Consider the following 26,591-nt stretch of genomic DNA (forward strand, 5'->3'; position numbering starts at 1 on the left):
CGACGCGGATCCGGCACCCTGCCCCCGCACCCGCCCTCGACTCCGTACGCACCGTCACACGAAGGCTCTGCCATGTCCGTTTCCGTTGAGACCGGCCCCCGCTCCGGGTCCCGTCCCGGCCCGGTCCCCTGGGTGGCGATGTACCACTCCGTGGGCGACTGCTCGGACGACCCGTACCGCATCACCGTCACCCCCGACCGCCTCGACGAACAGCTCGACCGGCTCGGCCGGCGCGGCCTGCGGGGCGTGTCCATGGCCGACCTGCTGGCCGCCCGCGCCCGCGGCGAGGGCCAGGACCTGGTCGGGCTCACCTTCGACGACGGGTACGCCGACTTCGTCGCGGGCGCCCTGCCGGTGCTGCGCCGCCACGGCTGCGGTGCCACCCTCTTCGTCCTGCCCGGCCGCCTCGGCGGCGACAACGACTGGGACCCGCTGGGCCCGCGCAAGCCGCTGCTGACCGCCGACGGCATCCGGCGGGCGGCCGAGGCGGGCATCGAGATCGGCTCGCACGGCCTCACCCACATCGACCTGACTCGGGCGGACGACTCCGCGCTCCGCGCCGAGACCGTCGAAAGCAGAGCACTGCTCTCGGAGTTGACCGGTGCTCCGGTCGAGGGCTTCTGCTACCCCTACGGCCGGGTCGACCAGCGGGCCGTGGACGCCGTGCGCGCCGCCGGATACACCTACGCCTGCGCCATCGACCCCGGCCCGCTCAGCAGCCTGCACGCCCTGCCCCGGGTGCACATCGGCCAGAACGACACCGCCGTACGCCTCTATCTCAAACACCGGCTGCACCGGCTGCGCCGCCGTCCCGTGGCAGGCCTGCGATGAGGGCGCTGCACATCATCACCGGCCTCGGCGTGGGCGGCGCCGAACAGCAACTGCGGCTGCTGATCCGGCACCTGCCCGTCGACTGCGAAGTCGTCACGCTCACCAACCCGGGCGCGGTCGCCGACGGCCTCGCCGCCGACGGGGTGCGCGTCGTCCACCTCGGCATGACCGGCAACCGCGACCTGGCCGCCCTCCCCCGGCTTACCCGCCTGATCCGCGCCGGCGGCTACGACCTGGTCCACACCCACCTCTACCGCGCCTGCCTCTACGGCCGCCTCGCCGCCCGCCTGGCCGGGGTGCGGGCGGTCGTCGCCACCGAACACTCCCTCGGCGACTCGCAGATGGAGGGCCGCAGGCTCAGCCCGGGCGTGCGCGGCCTGTACCTGGCGGGCGAGCGGCTCGGCCGGATGACCGTCGCCGTCTCCCCCACGGTCGCCGACCGCCTCAAGCGCTGGGGCGTGCCCGCGCAGCGCATCGAGGTCGTCCCGAACGGCATCGACCTCGAACGGTTCCGCTTCGACCCGGTGCAGCGCCTGCGTACCCGCCGCCGCCTGGGCCTGCCCGAGGACGCGTACGTCGTCGGCGGCATCGGCCGGCTCACCGCGGGCAAGGACTTCGGCACCGTGATCCGGGCCCTCGCCCAGCTCCCCGCCGACTACTGGCTGCTGCTGGTCGGCGGCGGCCCCGAGGAGAACGTCCTGCGGCGCATCGCGCACGAGGCGGGCGTCGCCGACCGGGTCCTGTTCACCGGCGAGCGCCCCTACGTGCCCGACGGCACCCCCGGCCCCGACCTGCCCGCGCTCACCGCCGCGATGGACCTGCTCGCCTCGCCGTCCCCGGAGGAGGCCTTCGGCCTGGCGGCCGTGGAGGCGCTGGCCTCCGGCCTGCCGGTGCTCTACGTCTCCTGCCCGGCCATCGAGGACCTGCCGCCGCACACCGCGCCCGCCGCGCGCCGGGTGCGGGGCGGCACCGAGGAGTTCGCCCGCGCGCTGGCCGCGGCCCGCGCCGAGGGCCCCCGCCCGCGCACCGCGCCCGAGGCCGCCCTGCACTACGGCATCACCCGCAGCGCCGACCGCCTGATGGACGTGTACACGGCCGTCACGACCGCACCCGCTCTGTCCCCGTCACCCCAGGGAGCCAGTCCGTCATGACCCAGACCCCCCGCCCGCGCACCCCCCTGACCCGCGCCAAGGCCCTGCCGCCCTGGTCCCTGCTCGCCGCCGGTGTCCTCACCGGCGGCATGCTCGGTGGCGCCTACGGCGTCGTCAAGACCCCGACCTACGCGGCCACCAGCTATGTCGTCGCCGTCCCCACGGAGAAGTCCGACCCGGCCTCCGCCCTCGGATTCGCGCAGGCCTACGGCCGGGTCGCCACACAGCTCGCGGTACTCGGGGACGCGCAGGTGTGGGCGGGCGTGCCGGTGAAGACGCTCAAGGAGAGCGTGCAGACCGCGACCTCGCCGGACGCCCCGATGGTCGCCGTCACCGCCACCTCCTCCCGCGCCGACCTCGCCGCCGACATGGCCAACGCCGTCGCCCGCGCCCTGACCCGGCACGCGCAGGACGCCGAGAAGTCCACCAACGTCGAGCTCCAGCAGTTCGCCCGCGCCACCGAGCCCACCGAGCCCTCCTCGGCCGGGCCCGCGGTGACCGGCCTGGTCGGCGCGAGCGCGGGCGGCCTGCTGGGCGGCCTCCTGCTGCTGGTCAGGCCGCGCCGGACCGCCGAGGCGCCCGGCCGCCCGGCCGCCGTGCCCGGCCCGGCCGTCGCCGCCGACGCCCACGGCCAGCTGTGACGTACACGGCGGAACTCGTCCGGGACGACACGGTCTTCGCCGACCTCGCCCCCAACTGGGCGCGGCTGTACGGCAGGTGCGCCACCGCGACCCCGTTCCAGAGCCACGCCTGGCTGCACTCGTGGTGGCTGTCGTACGGCCGTCCGGGCCGGCTGCGGCTGTTCCTGGTGCGCGACGGCGGCGAACTGGTCGCCGCCGCGCCCCTGATGCGCGTCCACCGCCCCGTTCCGTCCCTGGTGCCGCTCGGCGGGGCGATCTCCGACTACGGGGACGTCCTGCTGGACGACGAGCGCGGCGACGAGGCGGCGGCCGCGCTCACCGAGGGGCTCGCCGCCGCGGCCCGCACCGCGCTGGTCGACCTCCGTGAGGTACGGCCGGGCGGCGCGGCCGAGCGGATCTACGACCGCTGGACCGGGCCCCGGCAAGCGGTGGCCGACTCGCTCTGCCTGGAGCTGCCCGCGGTGCCGATGCCGGAGCTGGTGGCCCGGCTGCCGTCGGCCAAGGCACAGCAGCGGGTGCGGGCCAAGCTGCGCAAGCTGACCGCGCTGGGCGTCGAGCGGCACGTCGTGGCCCCGGACGAGGTCGACAAGGCGCTGCGCCGGCTGCTGGAGCTGCACGAGCTCCAGTGGCAGGGACGGAAGGTGACCTCCGAGCATCTACGGCCGCGGTTCCGCGCGCACCTGGTGCGCGCGGTCGAGCCGATGGTGCGCCGCGGCGACGCCGTGGTCACCGAGTTCCGGCTGGCCGACGACGTGGTGGCCGTCGATCTGACGCTGCTGTCGGGGCGACTGACGGGCGGCTACCTGTACGGCGCCCACCCGTGCCTGCGGGAGCGGAAGGCGGACGTGGCGGTGATGCTGCTGGAGGCGTGCACCGAGCATGCGCAAGGGACGTTGAGCCTGCTGCGCGGCAACGAGCCGTACAAGCACCACTGGCGTCCCGAACCGGTCGTCAACCGGCGGCTGCTCCTGGCCCGGCGGCGCACCGCCCCGCTGCTGACGGCGGCGCTGTGCGATGTCGCCGCGCGGCGGCGGGGCAAGGAGCTGGTGCGCCGCTGGAGGGAGCGCGACGGTGGCGGCAGGTCCTGACGGTCCTGCCGCCACCGGGGGTTCACCTGCTGCGCGACCACCAGTCGAAGCGCAGGCACAGCTTCCCGCCGAGCCAGTACTCCACCCAGTCGCCCAGGTCCAGCGGCGAGCAGTTGGGCGGCGTGGTGGGCTCGACCGGCGTCGGAGTCGGCGTCGGTGTGGGTGTCGGAGTCGGTGTGGGTGTCGGAGTCGGCGTAGGTGTCGGGGTCGGTTCGTCGGTACGGCCGAACAGGACCGACCGGTAGACCTCGGACGAGGCGGGGTTGTCCTCGCACTGCCACACACCGTGCGGGCAGTAGTCGGTCAGCGTGTTGTACAGCGGCTTGTGCTCGTCCATCCAGGCGAGCATGCGCCGCATGTACTCGGCGTTGTCACCGTTGCGGAACAGTCCCCATTCGGGATAGGAAATGGGCTTGCCGTGGGATTTGGCGAAGTCCACGTGTTCCTGAAGTCCGTAAGGTTCTTTCACCTGTTCGTCGAACGCCATTCCACGCGGCTGGTCGTACGAGTCCATTCCGATGATGTCGACGGTGTCATCACCCGGATAGCAGCGCGTCCAGGGAACGGCGTCCCGGCCACGGGTCGGCGTGAAATCGAAACGGAATTCCTGGCCCGGCACCGAACGCATGGTGGTGACGATCCTGTTCCAGTACTTCTTCCAGGCCTCCGGGTCCGGCCCGCACCGATGGGTGTACGTGATGCCGTTCATCTCCCAGCCGAGCACGATCACCGTGTCCGGCACCCCCAGCGCCACCAGCCGTTCGGCCAGGGCGCGGTAGTGGTGGTCGAACCGGCCGGCGGCCCCCTGACGCAGCAGCAGCCGGACCTCGGCGTCGGAGACGCGGGCCTCGTTGCGCTCCAGCATGGGGACGTTGAGGACGAGCATCCGGTCGTCCCGCTCGCGCCGCCAGTCCGCCCACACGTCGAGGAACCCGGGGGCGCCCTCGATGTTGCTCCACCGGTCGCCCGGCAGGTAGGTGTGGCCGACGCGCAGTTCGGCGCCGCCCAGCCACTCGCTCAGCTCGGCGATCCGGGCCACGCCCCGGGCGCCGTAGTCGAGGTAGGCGCCGAAGGCCGGGGCGTCCTTCGCCGGCTCCTCGGGGGGCGCGTCGGGGGCCGGTTCGGCCTCCGCGAGGACCGCGGGCGACGGAGCGGGAGGATCGGCGACCCGCGCCACCCCCGCGCCCGCGGCGAATCCAGGACCGGACGCCAGGGCGGCGGACGCGGCGACCATCACCGCGACACATGCCAGCCGCCGCCGGGACCGTGCCGGTCGCTGCTGTGGGGTCATGCCTGCTCCTTTCTCCACTCTCGCTCGGACACCGATGACTGAATTCATTGCCGAGACCTACTGACACTCAGTCATATGAACAGGAATTACGCCACCGCCGTTACGGCTTTCGGGTGGCGCACTCGCCCGACCGAAGGAATGTGAAGACGTGTCACTGTTCGACACCCGGGTCCCCGCGGTGCTGCTGCGGATCGACCGGAACCCCTTTCACCACGGCACGCTGGGTGCCGTGCGTTCCCTCGGCAGGGCGGGCGTGGACGTGCACGTGGTCGCCGACTGCGCGGCAAGTCCCGTCCGCGCGTCCCGGTTCGTGACCCGGCTGCATCCCCCGCCGCCGCCCGGCGCCGCCCTGGACGACATCGCCGTCGCGCTGCTGCGGGTGGCCGCCCGGATCACGCGTCCGGCGGTGCTGATCCCGATGGACGACGCCGGTGCCGTAGCGGTGACCCGGCTGCGTGAGGAGCTGGCGCCCGCCTATCTGCTGCCGCAGCAGCCCGGCCCGCTGCCCGAGCGGGTGGCCGACAAGGCGGAGCTGGCCGAGCTGTGCGCGGCCGCGGGCCTGCCCCAGCCGCGGACCGTCGTCCCGGACAGCGCCGACCGGGCCGCGCGGGCCGCCTGGCGGCTGGGCCTGCCCGTGGTCGCGAAGTGGAGCCGCCCCTGGCTGCTGCCCCCCGGCAGCGGGCTGCGCAGCACGGTCGTCGTGCGCTCGGCACAGGAGGCGCGGGAACTGTACGAGCGGTCCTCGGAGGCGGGCAGCCGGCTGCTGCTCCAGGAATTCCTGCCGCCGACGCCGGACGGCGACTGGTTCCTCCACGGGTACGCCGACCGCTCCGGCGCGCTCCGCGGCGGCGGCACCGGCGTCAAGCAGCTGTCCTGGCCGCGCGGCGCGGGTCTGACGGCGGTGGGCCGGTGGACGCCCAACCCGCAGGTGGGGGCGCTCGCCGAGCGGCTCGTCGGCGAACTCGGCTACCGCGGCATCCTCGACCTGGACTTCCGTCGCTGCGCCACGACCGGCCGGTACCACCTGCTCGACTTCAACCCGCGCCCCGGCGCCCAGTTCCGGCTCTTCACCGACACCGCCGGCCTGGACGTCGTACGCGCCCAGCACCTGGATCTGACCCACCGCCCGCTGCCCGAGGGGGCGCCCCTGTCCGGGCGGGTCTTCGTGGTGGAGAACTACGCGCCGCTGACCGCGCTGCGCCCGGCGCCGGACGGCCGCGAGGCGGCCTGGTACGCGGGGGACGACCGCGCTCCCGGCTGGGCGATGTGGGCCCTGTGGACGGCCCACGTGACCCGTCGGCTGCTGGCCCGGCTGCGCCGCACCCCGGCGCCGGACCGGGCCCACGCGCGCGTGGTCCGCCAGGCCCCGCCCGCCCTCGACACCGACGTGACGACCGACGACGAGAAGGCGAGCAGCCACTGAGGTACGGCCGATGGGCGGCGGTGGCGGCTGCGGGAGGGAGCCGCGCGGTGCGCAAGCGGCGCGGGTGCCGGACACGTGCAGCGTCCGGCACCCGTCGCACAGCTCACCGACGGGACGCGGCTCGGCCTCGTCGGTACAGCACCGCTCCCGCGGCGATCAGCGCGGCACTGGCAGCGGTCGCGGCCAGCATGGCCTCGCCACTGCCGGTGTCGGGCAGGGTGGGCGGCTTCCCGTTGTCCGGCGGCGGGCTCGTCGGGGGCTGCGTGGTCGGGGGCTGCGTGGTCGGGGGCGGCGTCGTGTACGGCGGCGACGTCGGCGGCTGCGACGTGTGGGGCGGATGCGACGTATGCGGCGGCCCTGACGTCGGCGGCTGCGACGTGTGCGGAGGCTGCGACGTGTGCGGCGGCCCCGACGTCGGCGGCTGCGACGTGTGCGGGGGATGCGACGTATGCGGCGGCCCCGACGTCGGCGGCTGCGACGTGTGCGGAGGCTGCGACGTGTGCGGCGGCCCCGACGTCGGCGGCTGCGACGTGTGCGGAGGCTGTGACGTGTGGGGCGGATGCGACGTGTGCGGCGGCTTGGTCGGCGTGTCCCCGTAACCGCCGTGCGAGTCACCGCCGTTGCCGTGTCCGGAGCCGGGCGAGCCGTCGTCGGAGCCGTAGCCGTCGTCCCCGCCGTAGCCGTGCGTCTTGCTCGAACTCGACGCATTGGCACAGGAGTTGCCGAACGCCGGGTCGAGCGCGGCGATCAGGTTGACGGAGTTCCCGCAGGCATTGACCGGTACTTCGATCGGCGCCTGGAGGGTGTTGCCGGACAGGACGCCCGGCGAATCCTTGGCGGCCCCACTCGCGCCGGAGTCGGCGAGGGCAGGACTGCCGCACAGGGACAGAATGCCTGTCGCGGCGGCGGCCGCGACCATTCCCCTACTCAGGGTCTGTCGCAATCTCGTTGTCTTCCTGCTCGAAGAAGTGGGAAAAGCCGGCCTTGAACGGGGAGAAGTTGTCCAAGGCCGGCCGTGACACAGCCGAGCGGCTGGTGCGTTACGTCGTCAGTCGTTGACGCAGGTGTTACCGAACGCCGGGTTCAGCAGGGCGATCACGTTGACGGTGTTGCCGCACACGTTGACCGGAACGTGCACGGGCACCTGGATCACGTTGCCCGACAGAACACCGGGGGAACCGACGGCGGCACCCTGGGCGCCCGCGTCGGCGAACGCCGGCGTGGCCATGCCCATGGCCAGGATCGCGCCCGCGACGACAGCAGCGCTCTTCTTCATGAACTTTCCCTTCTCTGCGGTCATGCCCCTATGTCGGCCGAAACCGAGCGAGCACAGCTTGAACGGCTCGCACCATGACCGGCAGTTGTAGAACGAGGAATAGACAGCCGAAGAAACTACGGAACGTGGGTCGCCGGTTAATTCACTCGAACGCCTTCGCAGAATTGACACCAAAGATCCACAGACACGCTCTCCGCGGAGTTGAAACGCTTCGCCCGGGTGAAGAGAGGCAAATAGAGGTGTCGAAACGTCAGAAAACCGCCCGGGCGGCCCGCTTGGAAGGCGGGCGCGACCCGGACGGTTTCCGAATCGGCGACGGATCAGCCGTTGGCCACACCGTTTCCGGACAGCGCGGAGATGTCGCTGAGGATGTGCGACAGCGGCTCGTCACCCTTGGCCTGGGTGGAGTTGTCCGCACACTGCTGGTTCTGCGCGGCGGACAGGACCGGCACGTCCTGGATGACACCGACGGCGGCGAGGCCGACGATTCCCTGGGCGTTCGCCTTCAGCGGCAGACCGAGGCAGAGCTTGTTGGCCGTGCCCTGGACCAGCGTGGCCTGCGGGCTCATGTGGCCCTTGGTCACGGAGTTGCCGAACTTCGAGTGGGCGTGGTTGCCGCTGGCGGAGGTGGTGCCGCTGTCGTCGCCGATGGCAAGCGCCTGGGGGGCGGCCGCGGCCGAAGCACCGACTACGGACGCGGTGACCGCCGCGGCGGCCATTGCCTTCTTCAGCATTTTCGCTTTCCTTTCCTGGGGCAGGAGGCGTCATGGGGCCGGACGCACCCTGAGTGAGACGCGTGCCCTGCCCTGGCATCAACCCGTAGCGCGGGGATTGGTTTCGACGCTTCACCCGAACGGGCCGTTCGCGGCGGTGAATTCACGGAATCCGCCGGGCCGCCGCTGCGCCGGTCACTCCGCTCCGCCTGTGGGCCATCGGAGTGAATGGCAGCAACCAAGCGGCTCCGCCGCAGTTGACCAGGGCGCTCCGGTGGACGGGGTTTCTCCAGAAGGGACTAGCAAGTGATCAAGAAGGTTTTGGCATCCGCCGCGGTCGCCGCGTCCGTCGTCGGCGCCGCCTCGCCCGCCATGGCTATCGGCAACGACAGCGGCACCACCTCCGCCAGCGGCAACGGCGCGATGCAGTCGTACGGCAACTCGGCCACGTACGGCAACATGAGCCCGCAGATGGCGCTCATCCAGGGCTCCTTCAACAAGCCCTGCATCGGCCTGCCCGCGAAGGCGAACCTCCAGGGTCTCGTCGGCCTCGCCGCCGTCGGCGTGCTGCAGGACGTGCCGATCCTGTCGGCCCCGCAGAACCAGCAGTGCGTCGAGAACTCCACCCAGGCCAAGGGCGACGAGCCGCTGTCGCACATCCTGGACGACATCTCCGTCCTCGCCGGCAACGGAGCGGGCAACCACTGAGGCACCGGGCTGCAATCTGAGCCCCCGTCAGCGGGCCGCCGGATCATCGGCGGCCCGCTGGCTTACGTTTCCTCGCGTGACGAAGAAGAGAGCCCTTTCTTCCCTGACCCTGTCCGGAATCGTCCTGGCCGCCGGGGCCACCCTGCTCGGCAGCTCCGCACTCCCCGGCCGGCCGCAGGCTCCGCACGGTCTGAACATCCTGGTGATGGGCACCGACGGCCGGAGCACCATCACCGCCGAGGAGAAGCGCAAGTTCTACGCGGGCGGCGTCGCCTGCGAGTGCGCGGACATGCTGATGCTGGTCCACCTCTCGGCCCGGCGCGACCGGGTCAGCGTGGTCAGCCTGCCGCGTGACTCCCTCTCCGAGCTCCCCCCGTACCGCGACGAGGCCACCGGCCAGGAGCGGCCGCCGCGCCCCGTCAAACTCAACGGCGCCTACGCCGTGGGCGGCGCCGCGCTCACCGTGCACACGGTCGAGGCAATGACCGGGGTACGCGTCGACCGGTATCTCCAGGTCGACTTCCGGCGCTTCATCGACACCGTGAACCAGGTCGGCGGGGTGGAGGTGTGCACGCCGCGGACCTTGAAGGACGAGGCCACCAAGCTCCATCTGAAGCCCGGCAAGCACCGGCTGCGCGGCGGACCCGCGCTGCAGTACGTGCGCTCGCGGAAGGTGGACCGGGCCGCCGACCTCGGCCGGATCCAGCGTCAGCAGCGGTTCCTGCTGCAGGCGTTGCGCGGCACGAAGGCGAGCGGGCTGCTCACCGACCCGGTGGCGATGGGGCGGGTGGCGGGCACGCTGCTCGGTGCCCCGCGGGTCGACCAGGGCATCGGGGCCCGTGAGCTGGTGGAGCTGGCGGCGGCGCTGAAGCGGGTGCCGGCCAAGTCGACGGAGTTCGCAACCGTCCCGATCGCCGGGTTCAACCCGGTCCGCGAGGGCGTCGGCTCGACGCTGGCCTGGGACTGGCCCAAGGCGCGGGCGATGTTCAAGAAGCTGCGCGAGGACCGGCCGCTGCTCAAGGCCGACGCCCGTCCGCGCCCGTACGACCCGCCGCGCATGACGAAGTCGGTCACGGTGCGCGGGAGCGCCTATGCCTGCAAATGAGGGCGCTCGCGGTGGTGGTGCGCGCTGGGCCGATCGGGGCAAACCCCGCAACCCCGGTGCGGCTGCGGGCGTTGACGATCACGCAGCTCCCCCCGGAGTCCGCCTTTCGAAGGGAACGAACATGAAGAAGCTGTGGGCAACCGCGGCTGTCGCCGCCTCCGTCGCCGGCCTCTCGGCCGCCGCTGCCGCCCCGGCGCTCGCGATCGGTGACGACAACGGCACTACGTCTGCCAGTGGCAACGGCGCCAAGCAGGAGTTCGGCAACTCGGCCACGTTCGGCGACATGAGCCCGCAGCTGTCGCTGGTCCAGGGTTCGCTGAACAAGCCGTGTGTCGGCCTGCCGGCGAAGCTGAACCTCCAGGGTCTCGTCGGCGTCGCCGCCGTCGGTGTCCTGCAGGACGTGCCGATCCTCTCGGCCCCGCAGAACCAGCAGTGTGTCGAGAACTCCACCCAGGCCAAGGGCGACGAGCCGCTGTCGCACATCCTGGACGACATCTCCGTCCTCGCCGGCAACGGTGCGGGCAACGGCTGAGCCTGAGACTCCGCCGCGGCGGGCCACCGGGTTTCCCCCGGTGGCCCGCTTCTTTGCTGTCGTGCCCTCTCCGTGCGTCAGCGGCGGTAGAGCGCCTCGATCCGCTCCTCGTAGGCCCGCAGCACCGCGTGCCGCTTGACCTTCAGGGACGGGGTGAGCAGGCCGTTGTCCTCGGTGAACTCGCCCTCCACCAGGGCGAAGGCGCGGATCGACTCGGCGCGGGAGACGGCCTCGTTGGCGTAGTCCACGGCCTTCTGGACGTCGGCTCGCATGCGGGCGTCGCCGACGATCTCGGACAGGGGGGTGTCCGGTGGCAGTTTGCGGACCGAGAGCCAGTGGGCGACCGCGTCGGGGTCGAGGGTGATCAGGGCGGCCACGAAGGGGCGGTTGTCGCCCACGACAATGCACTGGCCGACGGGCGGGCGGCTGCGCAGCCGGTCCTCCAGGACGGCCGGGGAGACGTTCTTGCCGCCGGAGGTGACGATGATGTCCTTCTTCCGGCCGGTGATCGTGAGGTAACCGTCCTCGTCGAGGGAGCCGAGGTCGCCGGTGGCGAACCAGTCGTCCCGGAGCACGGCATCGGTGGCGGCCGGGTTGTTCCAGTACGCACCGAAGACGATGCCGCCCTTGACGAGCACCTCGCCGTCGTCGGCGATCCGGACGGCGGTGCCCGGCACCGGGGTGCCGACGGTGCCGGGGCGGGGGCCGAGCGGCGGGACGATGGTGGCGGCGGCGGTCGTCTCGGTCAGGCCGTAGCCCTCGTAGACGATGATTCCGGCGGCGTGGAAGAAGAGGTTGAGGTTGCGGTCGAGGGGGGAGCCGCCGCTGATCGCGTAGCGCATGCGGCCGCCGAGTTCCTTGCGGATGCGGCGGTAGACCAGCAGGTCGTACAGGGCCCAGGCGGCGTAGAGGGTGGGGCCGGGGCCCTTGCCCCGGTTCAGGAACTTGTTCAGGTACGCCTCGCCGAAGCGGACGGCGATGCGGTCGGCGCGGTCGAAGGACGCGCCGCGGCCGATCTTCTCCGCGGTGGCCCGGCCGGTGTCGTGGATCTTCTCGAAGAGGTACGGGACGCCGACGAGGAAGGTGGGGCGGAACTCCTTCAGGGCCGGGCGGAGTTCGTCGGGTCTGACGCTCGGGCAGTGGCCGACCTCGATGCGGGCCATCAGGCAGGCGATCTGGAGGGTGCGGCCGAGGATGTGGGCGAGGGGGAGGAAGAGGAGGGTGGACGGTGTCCGGCGGGTGACCTCCCGGAAGATCGGCAGGAGCAGCTCCACGGTGTTGGCGGACTCGGCGTGCAGGTTGGCGTGGGTGAGGACGCAGCCCTTGGGTTGTCCGGTGGTGCCGGAGGTGTAGCAGACGGTCGCGGGGGTGTCGGGGGTGAGGGCCGTGCGGCGCTTGGTGACCTCCTCGTCCGGGACGTTCACCCCCTCGGCGGCGAGGGCGGTGAGCGCGCTGTCGTCCAACTGCCGGATGCGGGGGGCGTGTTCGTGGCCGGCCGTGGCGGTTCTGACCGTCTCCGTGTTCTCGGGTGTCTCCGTGACGACGAGGGCTGCGCCGGAGTCACGGATGATCCACTCGACCTGTTCGGCGGAGGAGGTGGCGTAGATGGGGACGGTCTGGCCGCCGGCGGCCCATACGGCGAAGTCCAGGACCGTCCATTCGTAGCGGGTGCGGGACATCAGCGCGACGCGGCCGCCGGGTTCCAGGCCGGCGGCGATCAAGCCCTTTGCGGTGGCGGTGACTTCGCGGGCGAAGGCGGTGGCGGTGACGGGGTGCCAGGTGTCGCCCCGCTTTCGGCGCAGGACGACCGTGTCGGGGGCCTCGGCCGCGTTGGTGAAGGGGATGTCTGCGGTGGTGCCGGTGGGGTGGAGGGGGGCGAGGGGGGTGGTGCGGGCCTCTCTTACGAAGCCGTTGTCGTCCCTGGTGATCTCGACCCTGGTGCGGTTCATCAGGTCGGTGCGGCGCTTCGCCCGCCGCAGATCCTTGCGTACGCCCATGACGGCTCCCGGTGCCAGTCGGACTTACCGGGGGGTCAACTTACTCATGCGTAGCGTCTGGTCAATGGGTGCGGCAGGATTCGGGGGCGGTGGGGTGGGACGCGCAACCCGGCGCCAACGGGGTGCCGCCTGCGCCCACCCGTGCCGCCCCAGGCGGCACGCATGCCCGCAGGCTGGACGGCTGAGCGCCCCGACAGGGGCGCGGGGAACTGCGCGACCAGCCCCCGCCGGGCCGCAGGTCAGGTCAATGGGGCAGGTGGGAGGCCTGGTTGATGGCCTGGGAGAGGTCGTGGAGGGCTTGGTCCTCGGTTTGGGTGGCCAAGTCGGCCGCTCGGGTGCGGAGTTCTTGCCAGGTGGGGGCCGCGGGCAGGGGCGTTCGGTCCCCGGATCCCGCGCGGAGCGCGTCCGCGAAGTACGCGGCTACCGCTGCTACCTGGAAGCGAGGGGATGCCGACCAGACGGAGTCGCGCAGGGAGGCCGTCTCCAGCCGGCCCGACTCCTCGTGGGGGACGCGGGTTTCGGGGTCCAGCCAGCGGACGCTCGCCGTGGCCAGGCGGCCGGAGGCGCCCGGGACGGTGCGGACGGCGTAGAGGGCGGTGACGGTGTGGCCGGGTCCGACCTCGCCGCCGTCGACGCTGTCGTCACGGAAGTCCTCGTCGGCGACGCGGCGGTTGTCGTAGCCGATCAGGCGGTGCTCCGACACCGTCCGCGGGTCGAAGGCCACCTGGGCCTTGGCGTCGCGGGCCGTCAGGTCGATGTTCCGCGGGAGTTCCTCGACGAAGACCTCACGGCCCTCCTCCTCGTCGGACACGTACACGGTGTGGCCGTCTCCCTTGTCGGCGAGGCGTTCCATCAGGGCGTCGCCGTAGTCGCTGCCGACGCCGACGCCGAAGAGGGTGATGCCGTACTCCTCGCGGGCGCCCGAGATGCGTTCCAGGATGGTGTCGGCGTCGGTGTCGCCGGTGTTGGCGAGCGCGTCGGAGACCAGGACCACGCGGTTGGTGGCGCCCTCGCGGCGGCCCTCGACGGCCGTCGCGTAGCCGGTCTCCACGCCCGCGCCGAGGTTGGTCGACAGGCGCGGTTCCAGTGCGGCGATCGCGCCGTGGATCTCGTCGCGGTTGCCGGCGAGGCGGGTCATCGGCAGGACGGTCTCGGCCTCGTCGCTGAAGGTGACGATCGCCACGGAGTCCTCGTCGCGCAGGCGGTCGGTCATCGCGCCGAGCGACTTGCGGGCGAGGTCGAGGCGGCCCGGTTCGTCCATCGAACCGGAGACGTCGATGACGAACGTCAGGGCGGCGGGCGGGCGTTCGCGGTCGTCGTCGGCGGGGCGCGTGGCCAGGCCCACGCGGACCAGGGACCAGTCCCGCTCGTCCGTGCGGGCGCCGTCGACGGTGACCGTGAAGCCGTTGCCGTCGGGGCGCTCGTAGTCCTGGCGGAAGCTGTTGACGAACTCCTCGGGGCGGATCGTCCGCGGGTCGGGGCGGCGGCCGTCGGCGAGGGCGCGGCGGGCGTAGCCGTAGGAGGCCGTGTCGACGTCGAGGGCGAAGGTGGAGAGGTGGCCGGGTGCGGGGTCCACCTCGCGCGACTCCCCGTCCGGGGCGGCGGAGTATCCGTCGGGCGGGGCCGGAAGGACGTGGTCGCCGCGCCGGCGGTCGGTGGTTTCCTTGGCCCGGCTGTCGGCTCCCTCTCCGCAGCCGGTCAGCAGCAGCCCTGCCGCCGCCGTGAGCGCGAGGATCGCCCCGCGTATGCGGTACCGCTCCATCTTCCGTTCCCCCTTGGACCGTTGACGTCGCCTTCTGCGACTGTGACGGGCGAGGGGGACGGAACGTGCGGCACGGTGCGTTGCGGATGTGTCTCGAAGCGGCCACAACGGGGGGCCGTCGAGACCGGTGGGTGACCCTCCGTTGACCTACGACACCACGTCCTTGCGCAGGAAACCGCGGAAGGCCAGCGCGAACAGCACGAGGGCGTACGTTACCGAGACGGCGGTGCCCTGGATCATGCCGGACCACTCGGGGGTGGGCTGGACGGCGTCCGCCCAGGCGAACTGCCAGTGCGCGGGCAGGAAGTGACGCCAGTCGCCGAGGGCGGTCACCGCGTCCAGGACGTTGCCGACGATGGTCAGGCCGACCGCGCCGCCGACCGCGCCGAGCGGGGCGTCGGTCCTGGTCGACAGCCAGAACGCGAGCCCCGCGGTGACCAGTTGGGAGACGAAGACGTACGCCACCACGATCACGAGCCGCTGCGCCGCCGTACCCGGGCCGAGGGAGCCGCCGGTGGGGAGCTCCAGCGGGCCCCAGCCGTAGGCCGCGGTGCCGACGGCGAGGGCGACGACGGGCAGCAGGATCATCGCGGCCAGGCTGAGGGACAGCCCGACAACGAGCTTGGACCACAGCAGGCGGGCGCGGGGCACGGGCGCCGCGAGCAGATAGCGCAGGGAGGACCAGCTCGCCTCCGAGGCCACCGTGTCCCCGCAGAACAGGGCGACCGGGATGACCAGGAGGAAGCCCGCGGAGACGAAGAGGTTCACCGCGGCGAAGTTGGCGCCGGACGCGGTGGCCGTGTCCATCAGGGTGATCCGGTCGTTGCGCCCGCCCGGCTCGCCGCCGATCGCGAAGGCGGCCAGCAGGACGAAGGGCAGGGCGGCGAGGATGCCGCCCATGACCATCGTGCGGCGGCGCTTGAGCTGGCGGGCCAGCTCCACGCGCAGCGGCAGGGTACCGCCCGCCCGGTAGCCGGAGGCGACCTCGGTGAGGGCACTCATGCGGAACCTCCGATCAGGGTGAGGAAGGCGTCCTCCAGGCGGCGGTGGGGACCGAGCGAGGCGACCGGGACTTCGAGACGCACCAGTTCGACGAGCAGGCGGGCCGCGGCGTCGGGGCTGGAGCCGGCGAGCCGTACCAGCAGGCCGTCGTCCGTGCGCGTCGCGGACTCGACGTCCGGGAGGGCGGCCACCTTGTCCAACAGGGGGTCGGGGACGTCGGTGGTCAGGCCTACGAGGAGGGTGTCGCCGGAGCCGGTGATGTCGGCGGTCGGGCCGGCCTGGACCAGGCGGCCGCGGTCCATGACCACGAGGTGGGTGCAGGTCTGCTCGACCTCCGCCAGCAGGTGGCTGGAGACGATGACCGTGCGTCCGGCGGCCGCGTAGCGGATCATCACCTCGCGCATCTCGCGGATCTGGGGCGGGTCGAGGCCGTTGGTGGGCTCGTCGAGGATCAGCAGGTCCGGCAGGCCGAGCATGGCCTGGGCGATGGCCAGGCGCTGGCGCATGCCCTGGGAGTAGGTGCGGACCGCGCGGGCGAGCGCGTCGCCGAGGCCCGCGATCTCCAGCGCCTCGTCCAGGTGGGCGTCGGCAGCCGGGCGGCCGGTGGCCCGCCAGTACAGGTCCAGGTTCTCGCGGCCGGACAAGTGCGGCAGGAAGCCTGCGCCCTCGACAAAGGCGCCGACGCGGGAGAGCACGGGGGCGCCGGGGCGGATGGCGTGGCCGAAGACGCGGATCTCGCCCTCGTCCGGCTTGATCAGGCCCATCAGCATGCGCAGGGTCGTGGTCTTGCCCGCGCCGTTGGGCCCGAGGAGGCCGAGGACCTGGCCCTTCTCCACGCGGAAGGAGAGCTCGCGGACGCTGTAGCGGTCGCCGCCCGCGTACTTCTTGCTCAGGCCGGTGATCTGGAGCGGGACGTCGGCCAACGCCGGGTCGGGGGCCGGGGCGGCCGTGCGGCGGCGGCCGGTCAGCAGCAGGGCGAGGCCGATCGCGGCGCCCGCGAGGGGCAGCCACCACACCCACGCGGGCAGCGGCGCGGCCGCGGTGCCGACGCCGGGGGCGGTCGGCACCGACAGGTCGCCCTTCAGGGAGACGGTGTACGTCGCCGGCGCGGACGGCGAGGCGTAGCCGAGGTCGGTGGAGGCGACGACCAGGCGCAGCCGGTGACCCTTGTCCACTTCGTGGTCGACGGCCGGGAGCGTGAGCGTCACGTCCTTGCCGGACTCGGCGCCCTCGACGCGGACCGGGGCGACGAGTTGGGCGGGCAGCACCTGCCCGGAACCGTCGGGGCCGACGTCGTAGACCTTGGCGAACAGGACCGCGTCCCGGCTGGTCGACTTCACGTGGACGGTGACCGTCGGGGAGCCGGTGATGCGCAGGTCGTCGGTGAGCGGGGCGGAGTCGAAGCGGGCGTGCTGGCCGGGGAAGTCGAGGGAGACGCCGACGCCGAGCGAGGAGAGCTGGGCGAGGCCGCCGCCGCCGAGGCCGGGCAGGGCGGAGACGGCGGGCGGGCTGGCGCCGGCCGGGTTGGCGAAGCGCTGCTCGCGGCCGGTCAGGGCGATCTTCCGTGGGCCGCTCTCCAGGCCGGGGTAGGTGTCCGCGCTCGCGCCGCGCAACTGGGCTGCGCCGTCGGTGGAGTCGATGCCTCCGGTGCGGGTGACGCGGAACGCGGGGCCGGTGTCGGCGGACTCGTCCTCCTTGAGGTACCGGTCGAACCAGTCCCGTACGCGCGCCTGGACGCGGTCGGACTCCAGGTCGCCGCCGTCGTGGCCGCCCGCGATCCAGTCGACGTCGACGGGTGCGCCGTTGGCCCGGATCGCCCTGGCCGCCCGGTCGGCCTGGTCGAGCGGGAAGAGGGAGTCGGTCTGCCCCTGCACGAGGAGCGTGGGGACCTTGATGCGGTCGGCGACCGCGGACGGCGAACGCTCCTCCAGCAGCCGCCGCGCCTCGGCGTCCGGGGTGCCGGACTCGGCGACCCGGTCGTACATGCGGCACAGCTGCCGCTCGAACCGCTCGCAGCCGCCCGCGGTGTTGACGAAGATGCCGGCCCACAGCTTCTTGAAGACGCCGTTCGGGAAGAGGGCGTCGGCGAGGTTCCAGTACGTGACGGCGGGGGCGATGGCGTCGACGCGGTCGTCGTACCCGGCGCCGAGCAGGCTGATCGCGCCGCCGTAGGAGCCGCCGGCCATGCCCACGCGCGGGTCGCCCGCCTTGTCGAGCCGGACCTCGGGCTGTTTCGCCAGCCAGTCGATCAGCGCGGAGACGTCGGCGACCTCGGCCTTCGGGTCGTTCAGCCCGACCTTGCCGGTCGACCTGCCGAAGCCGCGGGCCGACCAGGTCAGCACCGCGTACCCGTCGGCGGCCAGGTCCTCGGCCTGCTGCCGTACGTCCTCCTTGCTGCCGCCGAAGCCGTGCGCGAGCAGGACGGCGGGGCGGCGGCCGCCGCCGGAGGCGGTGAAGTACGAGGTGTCGATGCGGGCGCCGTCGACGGACATGACCCGTTCGGTGGCACGCACCGCGGGTGCCTCGTCGGAGGCGACGGCCGTCCAGGTGCCGGCACCGGCGAGCACGACGACGGCGGCCCCGGCGGCCAGCAGTCGCCGGGGCCGCCGTGACGGCCCGCGCAGTCGAAGATCCATGGTTCAACGGTACGGGCCGAACCTGTCGACGAGTTATCGACCGGAGGCCGAACCTGCGCCCCTCCCCCGGGCGTACGCGGCCCTTCCCGCATACCGCGGTCGTGGTACGAGGACCGCGGTGCGAGGACCGGAGTGCGAGGACCACCGTTCGCGGACCACCGTTCGCGGACCGCTGCACAGGACCGCTGCACAGGACCGCTGTTCGAGCCGCCACCCGAACCGCTGAAATACCCCACTCGTTCCGCTGAAATACCCGCGGAACAACGGGAAATCGCAGTTCCCGGCGCCGGGCGCGGCGGATCCTCGAAGGTCCGCCCCCTGCGAACGGAGACGCCCTGTGCGTATGACGGACATCCAGCGCTGCGAGGCCCGGCCCGGCCGGCTCGTCGAGTTCACGCTCAGTCCGGCGACCGTGGAGGCGGCCGCGGCACTGCCGGACGACGCCCGGCCACCGGCGTACATCCAGGAGTCGCACATCAGGACGGCCCGTTCCGTGCGGGCGGACGGGCTGACCGTGCCGACCTGGATCGGCACCGTCTTCGACCTGCCAGGACCGGTCGACCTCGACGCGCTGGAGGACGCCCTGCGCGGCTGGACCCTGCGGCACGAGACGCTGCGCAGCGGGTTCCGCCCGGCCGGCGAGGAGCTGCGCCGGTTCACCCTCGCCCCCGAGGCCGTGTCCCTGCACCGCGAGGTGGTCGGGGACTTCACCGACGCGGCGGAGCTGGTCAGCCGTCTCCAGGACCGCTTCGACGTGGCCGCGGACGCGCTCGGCTGGCCGAACCTCATCTACGCGGCGGTCGTCCGGCCCGACTCCACCAGCGTGTACATGGCCTTCGACCACAGCAACGTCGACGCCTACTCCATCCTGCGGATCCCCGCGGAGATCCACGAGCTGTACGCGGGCCGCGCGGTCGGCGGGGCGCCGGTGCAGAGCTACATCGACTTCTGCGCGCTGGAACGGGCGGACGCGGACCGGATCGACGAGAGCCACGAGACGGTCGCCCGCTGGCGGGAGTTCATCCGGCGCTGCGACGGCACGCTGCCGTCGTTCCCCGTCGACCTCGGCCTGGAGCCCGGCGGCCCGCTGCCCGCCCAACGGCTGATGCGCGAGATGCTCGTCGACGCGGAGGACGCCGCCGCCTTCGAGGCGTACTGCCGGCCCTACGGCGGCAGCCTGGTCGGCGTGCTGGCGGCCACGGCGCTGATCGTGGGCGAGATCGGCGGCGCCTCCGTCTACCGCACGGTCGTGCCCTTCCACACCCGGGCGAAGTCGCGGTGGTCGGACTCCGTGGGCTGGTACGTCGGCGGCGCGCCGATCGAGGTGCCGGTCCCGGCGGACTTCCCCGCCGCCCTGAAGGCCGTACGCGCCCAGCTCCAGGCGGCGAGGCCGCTGGCCCGGATGCCGTTGGCCCGCGTGCTGCACCTGCTGGGCGCCGACTTCCGGCCCACGTCGCCCGACCTGTACTCGATCGTCTCCTTCCTCGACGCCCGCGGGATCCCCGGCTCCGCCGACTGGGCCGCACAGTCGGCCTACGGCCTGGTCCGGGTCTCGTACGGCGACCAGGTCTGCGTCTGGCTCAACCGCCTGCACGAGGGCCTGTGGCTCACCGGACGGCACCCGGACACGGACGTCGCCGGCAAGAACATGCGGCTGTACGTGGAACGGCTGCGGGACATCGTGGTGTCGGTGGCCAGGGACAGGCGGTGAGCGCTCCGCCGGAAGTGCCGTGAGGTGTCGTCGTTCGGCTGCGGGCGCGTCGTGGCTGGTCGCGCAGTTCCCCGCGCCCCTTTGGGGCGCTGCCGCACCGGAGTCGCATTCGCCAGGTCCGCTTAGTCCCACTCTCCCTCGGGGACCGACACAAGCCACCGTGTGTCACGCCGCGGACGCAGGTACAGCGCCCAGTACAGGGTGGCTACGAGCGTGATGCCGCCCGTCCACAGCAGGTACCGCGTCTCCTGCTGGGTCAGGATGTAGGCCAGGACCAGGATCAGCAGGACCGGCATGGCGGGCCACAGCGGCATGCGCCAGGCCGGCGCGTGCTGGTGGGCGCCGCGTCGGGAGAGCAGGGCGGCGACCGCGACGAGCAGGTACATGCCGGTCACCGACACGCCCGTCACGCCGTACAGGGTGTCCAGGTTGACGAAGCACAGGGCCGCGCCGGGCACGCCGACGGCCAGGGTGGCGACCCACGGGGAGCCGAAGCGGCCGAGCCGGGCGAAGACGTTGTTGACCGGCTCGGGCCAGGCCTTGTCGCGGGCGGAGGCGAACAGCACCCGGGAGTTCTGGATGACCATGACGATGCCCGCGTTGATGATCGCGAGGGCGACGCAGAGGCTGACGAAGGTGCCGACGGCGGAGTTGGACCAGGCGGTGACCATGGCGCCGATGTCGCCGCCGGTCAGCGCGGCGAGGTCGGAGGCGCCGAGCGTGATGCCGACGACCGGCACCAGGATGATCACGGCGGAGATGCCGAGGGTGGCGAGGACGGTGCGGGCGACGTTGCGGCGCGGGTTCTCCAGTTCCTCGGAGAGGTAGACGGCGGTGGAGAAGCCCTGGGTGACGAAGAGGGCGATGGCGAGGCCGGAGACGATCAGCAGGGCGGTCACGGTGTCGGTGCCGCCGTCGGCGCCGGTGACCTGGAGCGAGGTGAGGCTGGCGGGGCCGCGCTCGGCGTGGGCGAAGCCCAGGACCGCGACGACGGCGGCGGCGACGACCTCCAGGACCAGGAAGACGCCGGTGATCCAGGCGTTGGCGCGCAGGTCGAGCAGTCCGGCGAGGGTGGCCAGCAGCATGACTCCGGCGCCCGTCATCGCGGGGTCGAGGTCGACGATCGGGGCGAGATAGTCGGCCGTGCCCATGGCGATCACCGGCGGCACGATCATGACGACCAGCAGGGAGAGGACGAAGACCAGCCAGCCCGCGAGGCGTCCGGCCAGCGTGGAGACCATCGCGTACTCGCCGCCCGCGCTCGGGACGAGGGTGCCGAGCTCCGAGTAGCAGAAGGCGACGGCGACGCAGAGCAGGGAGCCGATGGCGATCGTCAGGGCGGTGGCCGTGCCGAGCGAGCCGAACAGGTCGGGGACGACCACGAAGAGGGTGGAGGCGGGCGTCACGCAGGAGAGGGTGAGCAGGGTGCCGCCCACGACTCCGATGGACCGCTTCAGCTTCGGCGACGCGGGCGAAGCTGACGAGGCGGGCGAGACGGGCGAGACGGCTGAGACGCCGTCGGTGACGGCGGACTTCTGCAGCGTTTCGGTCATGCGGCGGTTCCGATCGGCTCGTGCGGTGAGGGTGCGGGCGGGAGCGTTATCGCCTCCGGCGGCTTCGGTTGTCGTACGTGCTGTTCCTCACTCCCGGCGCTGCATGAAATCCGACGAAAACCGATGCGTCAATGGCTGAATGTCTTCGGATTTCGTGGTCAAAACGCCTCGCCGATCGCGAACTCGGCAGTACGACGTAAGCCGTTCCGCTTCCTTGCCCTGTGCGGGAACCGCAGCGAGCGGGGCGAAAAAACTGCCGGGGTCCGGCATACGGACGTGTCAGTGCCCCCCAGTAGAGTCACGCGCCACAGCAGAGGCACAGCGAGGGGTGGGAACACACCGCCGCCGCCCAGATGCAGGCGCTCCAGGACGACCCGACGATCCGCACCCTGCTCGTCGACGGCGTGTACTACTACGACGTCGACCCGCAGGCCTCGGGCCCGCTCGCGGGCAAGGAGTGGATGAAGATCGACTCCTCCGCCGTGTTCGGCGACAGCGGCAGCGAGGCGTTCAAGTCGGGCGGCGCCGGCGGCAACCCGGCGGACTCCCTGAAGGGCCTGAAGTACGCCAGTGACGTCGAGGACCTCGGCACGTCGACGGTGAACGGCCGGAAGGCGACCCACTACCGGGCCGTGCTCGACCAGAAGGACATGGGCAAGTTCGAGCACGCCTACAAGGGCGAGGACAGCGCGATCAACTCGCTCACCGGTGGTGCCGACTCCATGACCATGGACATCTGGGTCGACGACAAGGACCTGCCCGTCCGGCTGAAGCAGGTGATGGGCCCGATCAAGGTCACCATGGACTTCGGCAAGTTCGGGGCCACGGCCGGGATCGAGGCCCCGCCGGCCGCCGAGACCGCCGACATGACCGAGGCGATCAAGGAGGCCAACGGGCAGTAGGCACGGCTGAGCCCCGGGCACCTGGACAGGTGCCCGGGGCTCGGTGGTGTCTCAGTGGTTGCGCGGGAAGCCCAGGTCGACGCCCGCGGGGGCCTCGGACGGGTCCGGCCAGCGGGTGGTGACGACCTTGCCGCGGGTGTAGAAGTGCGTGCCGTCGTTGCCGTAGATGTGGTGGTCGCCGAAGAGCGAGTCCTTCCAGCCGCCGAAGCTGTGGTAGCCGACGGGGACCGGGATCGGCACGTTCACGCCGACCATGCCGGCCTCGATCTCCAGCTGGAAGCGGCGGGCGGCGCCGCCGTCCCGGGTGAAGATCGCGGTGCCGTTGCCGAACGGCGAGTTGTTGATGAGGGCGACGCCCTCGTCGTAGGTGTCCACGCGCAGCACGCACAGCACCGGGCCGAAGATCTCGTCCTGGTAGGCCTTGGCGGACGTCGGCACCTTGTCGAGGAGCGAGATGCCGATCCAATGGCCGTTCTCGTGGCCCTCGACCGTGTAGCCGGTGCCGTCGAGGACGACCTCGCAGCCCTCGGCGGCCGCGCCCGTGACGTAGGACGCCACCTTGTCGCGGTGGACGGCGGTGATGAGCGGGCCCATCTCGGAGGCCGGGTCGTTGCCGGGGCCGATCTTGATCTTCTCGGCGCGCTCGCGGATCTTCTCCACCAGCTCGTCGCCGATCGCGCCGACCGCGACGACCGCGGAGATGGCCATGCAGCGCTCGCCGGCGGAGCCGTAGGCGGCCGACACGGCGGCGTCGGCGGCCGCGTCGAGGTCGGCGTCCGGAAGCACCAGCATGTGGTTCTTGGCGCCGCCGAGCGCCTGGACGCGCTTGCCGTTCGCCGACGCGGTGGTGTGGATGTAGCGGGCGATCGGGGTCGAGCCGACGAAGGAGACGGCCTTGACGTCCGGGTGCTCCAGCAGGCGGTCCACGGCCACCTTGTCGCCGTGGACGACGTTGAAGACGCCGTCGGGCAGACCGGCCTCGGCGAGCAGCTCGGCGATCTTGATCGAGGCCGAGGGGTCCTTCTCGGACGGCTTCAGCACGAAGGTGTTGCCGCAGGCGATGGCGATCGGGAACATCCACATCGGGACCATCGCCGGGAAGTTGAACGGCGTGATGCCCGCGACGACACCGAGCGGCTGGCGGATCGAGGAGACGTCCACGCGGCTGGCGACCTGCGTCGACAGCTCGCCCTTCAGCTGCACGGTGATGCCGCACGCCAGGTCGACGATCTCCAGGCCACGCGCGACCTCGCCGAGGGCGTCGGAGTGCACCTTGCCGTGCTCGGCGGTGATCAGCTCGGCGATGGCGTCCCGGTTGGCGTCCAGCAGCGCCCGGAACTTGAACAGGATGGACGTGCGCTGGGCCAGCGAGGACTGGCCCCAGGTGACGTAGGCCTCCTTCGCGGCCTGCACCGCCGCGTCGACCTCGTCGACCGAGGCGAACGCGACCTTGGTGGTGACCGCGCCGGTCGCCGGGTCGGTGACCGGCCCGAACGTGCCCGACGCGCCTTCGACGGTCTTGCCGCCGATCCAGTGGTTGACGATCTTCGTCATGGCTGAACTCCAGTCAATCCTTCACAGAGGGCGGCGTCGGGTCGACACGTGCCGGTCGTACTCATCGCGGGCCTTGACCGCCGACGGGCGGGTCGCGGTCTCGGCCACGGGAACATCCCACCAGGCCTGCGCCGGAGGCGCGCCCGACACTGTGTCTGCGGTTTCGGTCTCCACGTAGACACATGTGGGAGTGTCGGCGGCCCGCGCCTCGGCGAGCGCCTCGCGCAGCTCGCGGACGGTCTTCGCGCGCAGGACGCGCATGCCGAGGCTCGCGGCGTTGGCGGCCAGGTCCACCGGCAGCGGCGCTCCCGTGTAGGTGCCGTCGGCGGCCTGGAAGCGGTACGCGGTGCCGAACCGCTCGCCGCCGACCGACTCCGACAGGCCGCCGATGGACGCGTACCCGTGGTTCTGCACGAGCAACATCTTGACGGCGACGCCCTCCTGCACGGCCGTCACGATCTCGGTCGGCATCATCAGGTAGGTGCCGTCGCCGACCAGCGCCCACACGGGCCGGTCGGGGGCGGCCATCTTCACGCCGATCGCGGCCGGGATCTCGTAGCCCATGCAGGAGTAGCCGTACTCCAGGTGGTACTGGTCGCGGGACCGGGTCCGCCAGAGCTTGTGCAGGTCGCCGGGGAGGGAGCCGGCCGCGTTGATGATCACGTCCGTCTCGTCGACGATTGCGTCCAGGGCGCCGAGGACCTGCGGCTGGGTGGGGCGCACGTCGGGTTCGTCGGCCTCGTAGGCGGCGTCGACGCGCTGCTCCCAGCGCTCCTTGTCCTCGGTGTACTCGGCGCGATAGGCGTCGGTGACCCGGTGGGCGTGCATCAGGAGCGCCTCGGTGAGCTCCGCCAGGCCGCTGCGGGCGTCCGCGACGAGCGGCATGCCGGCCATCTTGTGGCCGTCGTAGGGCGCGATGTTGAGGTTGAGGAAGCGGACGCCCGGCTGCTGGAAGAGCGTGTTGGAGGCGGTGGTGAAGTCGGTGTAGCGGGTGCCGACGCCGATCACCAGGTCGGCCGTGCGGGCGAGTTCGTCGGCGGTCGCGGTGCCGGTGTGGCCGATGCCGCCGACGTCCTGGGGGTGGTCGTAGGTCAGGGAGCCCTTGCCGGCCTGGGTGGAGGCGACCGGGATGCCGGTGGCCTCGGCGAACTCGGCGAGGGCCTCCTCGGCACGGCTGTGGTGGACGCCACCGCCGGCCACGACCAGCGGCCGCCGGGCCGCCCGGACGGCCGTCACGGCCTCGGCCAGCTCGGTCGGGTCGGCGCCCGGTCGGCGTACGACCCAGGTGCGCTCGGCGAAGAACTCCTCGGGCCAGTCGTACGCCTCCGCCTGCACGTCCTGCGGCAGCGCGAGGGTGACCGCGCCCGTCTCGACGGGGTCGGTGAGCACGCGCATGGCGTTCAGGGCCGCCGGGATCAGCGCTTCCGGCCGGGTGACGCGGTCGAAGTACTTCGACACCGGGCGCAGGCAGTCGTTGACGCTGAGGTCGCCCGCGTACGGCAGTTCGAGCTGCTGGAGGACCGGGTCGGCGGGGCGGGTGGCGAAGATGTCGCCGGGCAGCAGCAGGACCGGGAGGTGGTTGATGGTGGCGAGGGCGGCGCCGGTGACCAGGTTGGTGGCGCCCGGGCCGATCGAGGTGGTGACCGCGTGCGTGGACAGGCGGTTCGACTGGCGGGCGTAGCCGACGGCCGCGTGCACCATGGACTGCTCGTTGCGGCCCTGGTGGTACGGCATGACATCGCCGTACTCGACGAGTGCCTGGCCGAGTCCGGCGACGTTGCCGTGGCCGAAGATGCCCCAGGTCGCGCCGATCAGCCGCTGTCGGACGCCGTCGCGTTCGGTGTACTGCGCGGCGAGGAAACGGACCAGCGCCTGTGCGACGGTCAGCCGGGTGGTCATCGGTAACCCTCCGTGTGGTCGGGGTGGAAGCAGATCCGCCACTCCCGGGTCTCGCCCGGTCCTGCCATGACGTTGAGGTAGTACATGTCGTGCCCGGGCTGGGCGATCGACGGACCGTGCCAGCCGTCGGGGACGAGGACGGCGTCGCCGGAGCGGACCTCGGCGAGCACGTCGGCGCCGCCCTCCCGGGAGGGCGACACCCGCTGGTAGCCGAAGCCGTGCGGGCCGTCGATCTCGAAGTAGTAGATCTCCTCCAGCTCCGACTCCTCGCCGGGCCGGTGCTCGTCGTGCTTGTGCGGCGGGTACGAGGACCAGTTGCCGCCGGGCGTGACCACTTCCACGGCGATCAGCTTGGCGCAGTCGAAGGCGTCGGCGGAGGCGAAGTTGCGGACGTGGCGGGTGCGGTTGCCGCTGCCGCGCTGCTCGACGGGGACCTCCGGCGCGGGGCCGTAGCGGGCGGGGAGTCGTCGCTCGCACCTTGCTCCTGCCAAAGCAAAGCGGCCACCCGCGCCGGAGGCGATCTGTGCCCGGGCGTCCCGGGGGACGTACGCGAAGTCGGAGACTCCCGCGAACACGTTCTCCCGGCCCAGGAGTTGGAACTCGTCAGCATCTACTTGCACCGTACAACCGCCGTTGAGGGGCAGCACGATCCATTCGCTGTCCCCCGCGGTGAGGGTATGACTGCCGCCCGCCTCCAGTTCGACGATCCGCAGACTGCTGTGGGTCCAGCCGGCCCGCTCGGGGCCGATGTCGAGGACGTGGTGGGCGTCGGCGGTGGTGCCCTTCGGGATGTACAACTCGTGGCTCATGCGGTCC

At 72.2% G+C, this 26,591-nt stretch carries 22 protein-coding genes; 10 read left to right on the forward strand and 12 right to left on the reverse strand.

The window, feature by feature from the left end; all coding sequences use genetic code 11:
- Positions 1 to 252: 252 nt before the first annotated feature.
- Genes ICC28_RS40890 through ICC28_RS36000 form a run of 4 tightly spaced genes read left to right on the forward strand, consistent with a single transcriptional unit; the run spans position 253 to position 3,711 of the window.
- On the forward strand, positions 253 to 831 hold the full coding sequence (locus ICC28_RS40890; protein WP_223190411.1) for a polysaccharide deacetylase family protein: 579 nt from the start codon (positions 253 to 255) through the stop codon (positions 829 to 831).
- Complete coding sequence (locus tag ICC28_RS35990) at positions 828 to 1,982, forward strand: glycosyltransferase (protein WP_188293037.1); 1,155 nt, start codon at positions 828 to 830, stop codon at positions 1,980 to 1,982. The genes ICC28_RS40890 and ICC28_RS35990 overlap by 4 nt, the downstream gene beginning before the upstream one ends.
- Positions 1,979 to 2,623 carry a lipopolysaccharide biosynthesis protein gene (locus tag ICC28_RS35995; protein ID WP_188293038.1) on the forward strand — a complete coding sequence of 215 codons (645 nt, stop codon included), beginning with the start codon at positions 1,979 to 1,981 and terminating at the stop codon, positions 2,621 to 2,623. Before ICC28_RS35990 ends, ICC28_RS35995 begins: the two co-directional genes overlap by 4 nt.
- Complete coding sequence (locus ICC28_RS36000) at positions 2,620 to 3,711, forward strand: GNAT family N-acetyltransferase (RefSeq protein ID WP_188293039.1); 1,092 nt, start codon at positions 2,620 to 2,622, stop codon at positions 3,709 to 3,711. Before ICC28_RS35995 ends, ICC28_RS36000 begins: the two co-directional genes overlap by 4 nt.
- Before the next feature lie 22 nt (positions 3,712 to 3,733).
- On the opposite strand, the gene ICC28_RS36005 is transcribed toward ICC28_RS36000, so the two are convergent.
- Positions 3,734 to 5,002, reverse strand: a complete 1,269-nt coding sequence (locus ICC28_RS36005) for a glycoside hydrolase family 26 protein (protein WP_188293040.1) — start codon at positions 5,000 to 5,002, stop codon at positions 3,734 to 3,736.
- Between the two features lie 148 nt (positions 5,003 to 5,150).
- Here ICC28_RS36005 and ICC28_RS36010 point away from each other — a divergent pair, with 148 nt between their 5' ends.
- Positions 5,151 to 6,425, forward strand: coding sequence for an ATP-grasp domain-containing protein (locus ICC28_RS36010; protein ID WP_188293041.1), 1,275 nt, complete (start codon positions 5,151 to 5,153; stop codon positions 6,423 to 6,425).
- A 103-nt stretch (positions 6,426 to 6,528) separates the two neighbouring features.
- Here the strand turns inward: ICC28_RS36010 and ICC28_RS41375 are convergent, their stop codons facing one another.
- The 3 genes from ICC28_RS41375 to ICC28_RS36025 all read right to left on the reverse strand — a co-directional run bounded on the left by ICC28_RS41375 (position 6,529) and on the right by ICC28_RS36025 (position 8,435).
- Positions 6,529 to 7,344 carry a chaplin family protein gene (locus ICC28_RS41375; RefSeq protein WP_188293103.1) on the reverse strand — a complete coding sequence of 272 codons (816 nt, stop codon included), beginning with the start codon at positions 7,342 to 7,344 and terminating at the stop codon, positions 6,529 to 6,531.
- A gap of 129 nt (positions 7,345 to 7,473) precedes the next feature.
- Entirely contained in the window at positions 7,474 to 7,701 is a 228-nt protein-coding gene (gene chpD, locus ICC28_RS36020; protein ID WP_188293104.1) for a chaplin ChpD, read from the reverse strand.
- A gap of 320 nt (positions 7,702 to 8,021) precedes the next feature.
- A complete protein-coding gene (locus ICC28_RS36025) occupies positions 8,022 to 8,435 on the reverse strand; it encodes a rodlin (protein WP_188293042.1) in 414 nt (137 codons plus the stop codon).
- Between the two features lie 285 nt (positions 8,436 to 8,720).
- Between ICC28_RS36025 and ICC28_RS36030 the strand changes: the two genes are divergently transcribed.
- The 3 genes from ICC28_RS36030 to ICC28_RS36040 all read left to right on the forward strand — a co-directional run bounded on the left by ICC28_RS36030 (position 8,721) and on the right by ICC28_RS36040 (position 10,759).
- Positions 8,721 to 9,122: a rodlin gene (locus ICC28_RS36030; protein WP_188293043.1), complete on the forward strand. Its 402-nt coding sequence runs from the start codon at positions 8,721 to 8,723 to the stop codon at positions 9,120 to 9,122.
- Positions 9,123 to 9,198: 76 nt separating this feature from the next.
- Complete coding sequence (locus tag ICC28_RS36035) at positions 9,199 to 10,227, forward strand: LCP family protein (protein ID WP_188293044.1); 1,029 nt, start codon at positions 9,199 to 9,201, stop codon at positions 10,225 to 10,227.
- A 121-nt stretch (positions 10,228 to 10,348) separates the two neighbouring features.
- On the forward strand, positions 10,349 to 10,759 hold the full coding sequence (locus ICC28_RS36040; protein WP_188293045.1) for a rodlin: 411 nt from the start codon (positions 10,349 to 10,351) through the stop codon (positions 10,757 to 10,759).
- A 77-nt stretch (positions 10,760 to 10,836) separates the two neighbouring features.
- Here the strand turns inward: ICC28_RS36040 and ICC28_RS36045 are convergent, their stop codons facing one another.
- The 4 genes from ICC28_RS36045 to ICC28_RS36060 form a co-directional block, all read right to left on the reverse strand.
- Positions 10,837 to 12,756, reverse strand: a complete 1,920-nt coding sequence (locus ICC28_RS36045; RefSeq protein WP_188293046.1) for an AMP-dependent synthetase/ligase — start codon at positions 12,754 to 12,756, stop codon at positions 10,837 to 10,839.
- Between the two features lie 244 nt (positions 12,757 to 13,000).
- Entirely contained in the window at positions 13,001 to 14,518 is a 1,518-nt protein-coding gene (locus ICC28_RS36050) for a vWA domain-containing protein (RefSeq protein WP_188293047.1), read from the reverse strand.
- Positions 14,519 to 14,665: 147 nt separating this feature from the next.
- Positions 14,666 to 15,520: an ABC transporter permease gene (locus tag ICC28_RS36055; protein ID WP_188293048.1), complete on the reverse strand. Its 855-nt coding sequence runs from the start codon at positions 15,518 to 15,520 to the stop codon at positions 14,666 to 14,668.
- Positions 15,517 to 18,156: an alpha/beta fold hydrolase gene (locus ICC28_RS36060; RefSeq protein WP_188293049.1), complete on the reverse strand. Its 2,640-nt coding sequence runs from the start codon at positions 18,154 to 18,156 to the stop codon at positions 15,517 to 15,519. The genes ICC28_RS36055 and ICC28_RS36060 overlap by 4 nt, the downstream gene beginning before the upstream one ends.
- 337 nt (positions 18,157 to 18,493) lie before the next feature.
- Here ICC28_RS36060 and ICC28_RS36065 point away from each other — a divergent pair, with 337 nt between their 5' ends.
- On the forward strand, positions 18,494 to 19,867 hold the full coding sequence (locus ICC28_RS36065) for a condensation domain-containing protein (RefSeq protein WP_188293050.1): 1,374 nt from the start codon (positions 18,494 to 18,496) through the stop codon (positions 19,865 to 19,867).
- A gap of 122 nt (positions 19,868 to 19,989) precedes the next feature.
- Here the strand turns inward: ICC28_RS36065 and ICC28_RS36070 are convergent, their stop codons facing one another.
- Complete coding sequence (locus ICC28_RS36070) at positions 19,990 to 21,420, reverse strand: APC family permease (protein ID WP_188293051.1); 1,431 nt, start codon at positions 21,418 to 21,420, stop codon at positions 19,990 to 19,992.
- Between the two features lie 353 nt (positions 21,421 to 21,773).
- On the opposite strand from ICC28_RS36070, the gene ICC28_RS36075 reads away from it, so the two are divergent.
- Positions 21,774 to 22,322, forward strand: coding sequence for a hypothetical protein (locus ICC28_RS36075; RefSeq protein WP_188293052.1), 549 nt, complete (start codon positions 21,774 to 21,776; stop codon positions 22,320 to 22,322).
- Positions 22,323 to 22,373: 51 nt separating this feature from the next.
- Here the strand turns inward: ICC28_RS36075 and mmsA are convergent, their stop codons facing one another.
- Genes mmsA through iolB form a run of 3 tightly spaced genes read right to left on the reverse strand, consistent with a single transcriptional unit; the run spans position 22,374 to position 26,584 of the window.
- Positions 22,374 to 23,876 carry a CoA-acylating methylmalonate-semialdehyde dehydrogenase gene (mmsA, locus tag ICC28_RS36080; protein WP_188293053.1) on the reverse strand — a complete coding sequence of 501 codons (1,503 nt, stop codon included), beginning with the start codon at positions 23,874 to 23,876 and terminating at the stop codon, positions 22,374 to 22,376.
- Positions 23,877 to 23,897: 21 nt separating this feature from the next.
- Entirely contained in the window at positions 23,898 to 25,775 is a 1,878-nt protein-coding gene (iolD, locus tag ICC28_RS36085) for a 3D-(3,5/4)-trihydroxycyclohexane-1,2-dione acylhydrolase (decyclizing) (protein ID WP_188293054.1), read from the reverse strand.
- On the reverse strand, positions 25,772 to 26,584 hold the full coding sequence (gene iolB / locus ICC28_RS36090; protein WP_188293055.1) for a 5-deoxy-glucuronate isomerase: 813 nt from the start codon (positions 26,582 to 26,584) through the stop codon (positions 25,772 to 25,774). The genes iolD and iolB overlap by 4 nt, the downstream gene beginning before the upstream one ends.
- Positions 26,585 to 26,591 lie beyond the last annotated feature (7 nt).

Source organism: Streptomyces sp. TRM68416 (genome assembly GCF_014596915.1).
Taxonomy (GTDB): domain Bacteria; phylum Actinomycetota; class Actinomycetes; order Streptomycetales; family Streptomycetaceae; genus Streptomyces.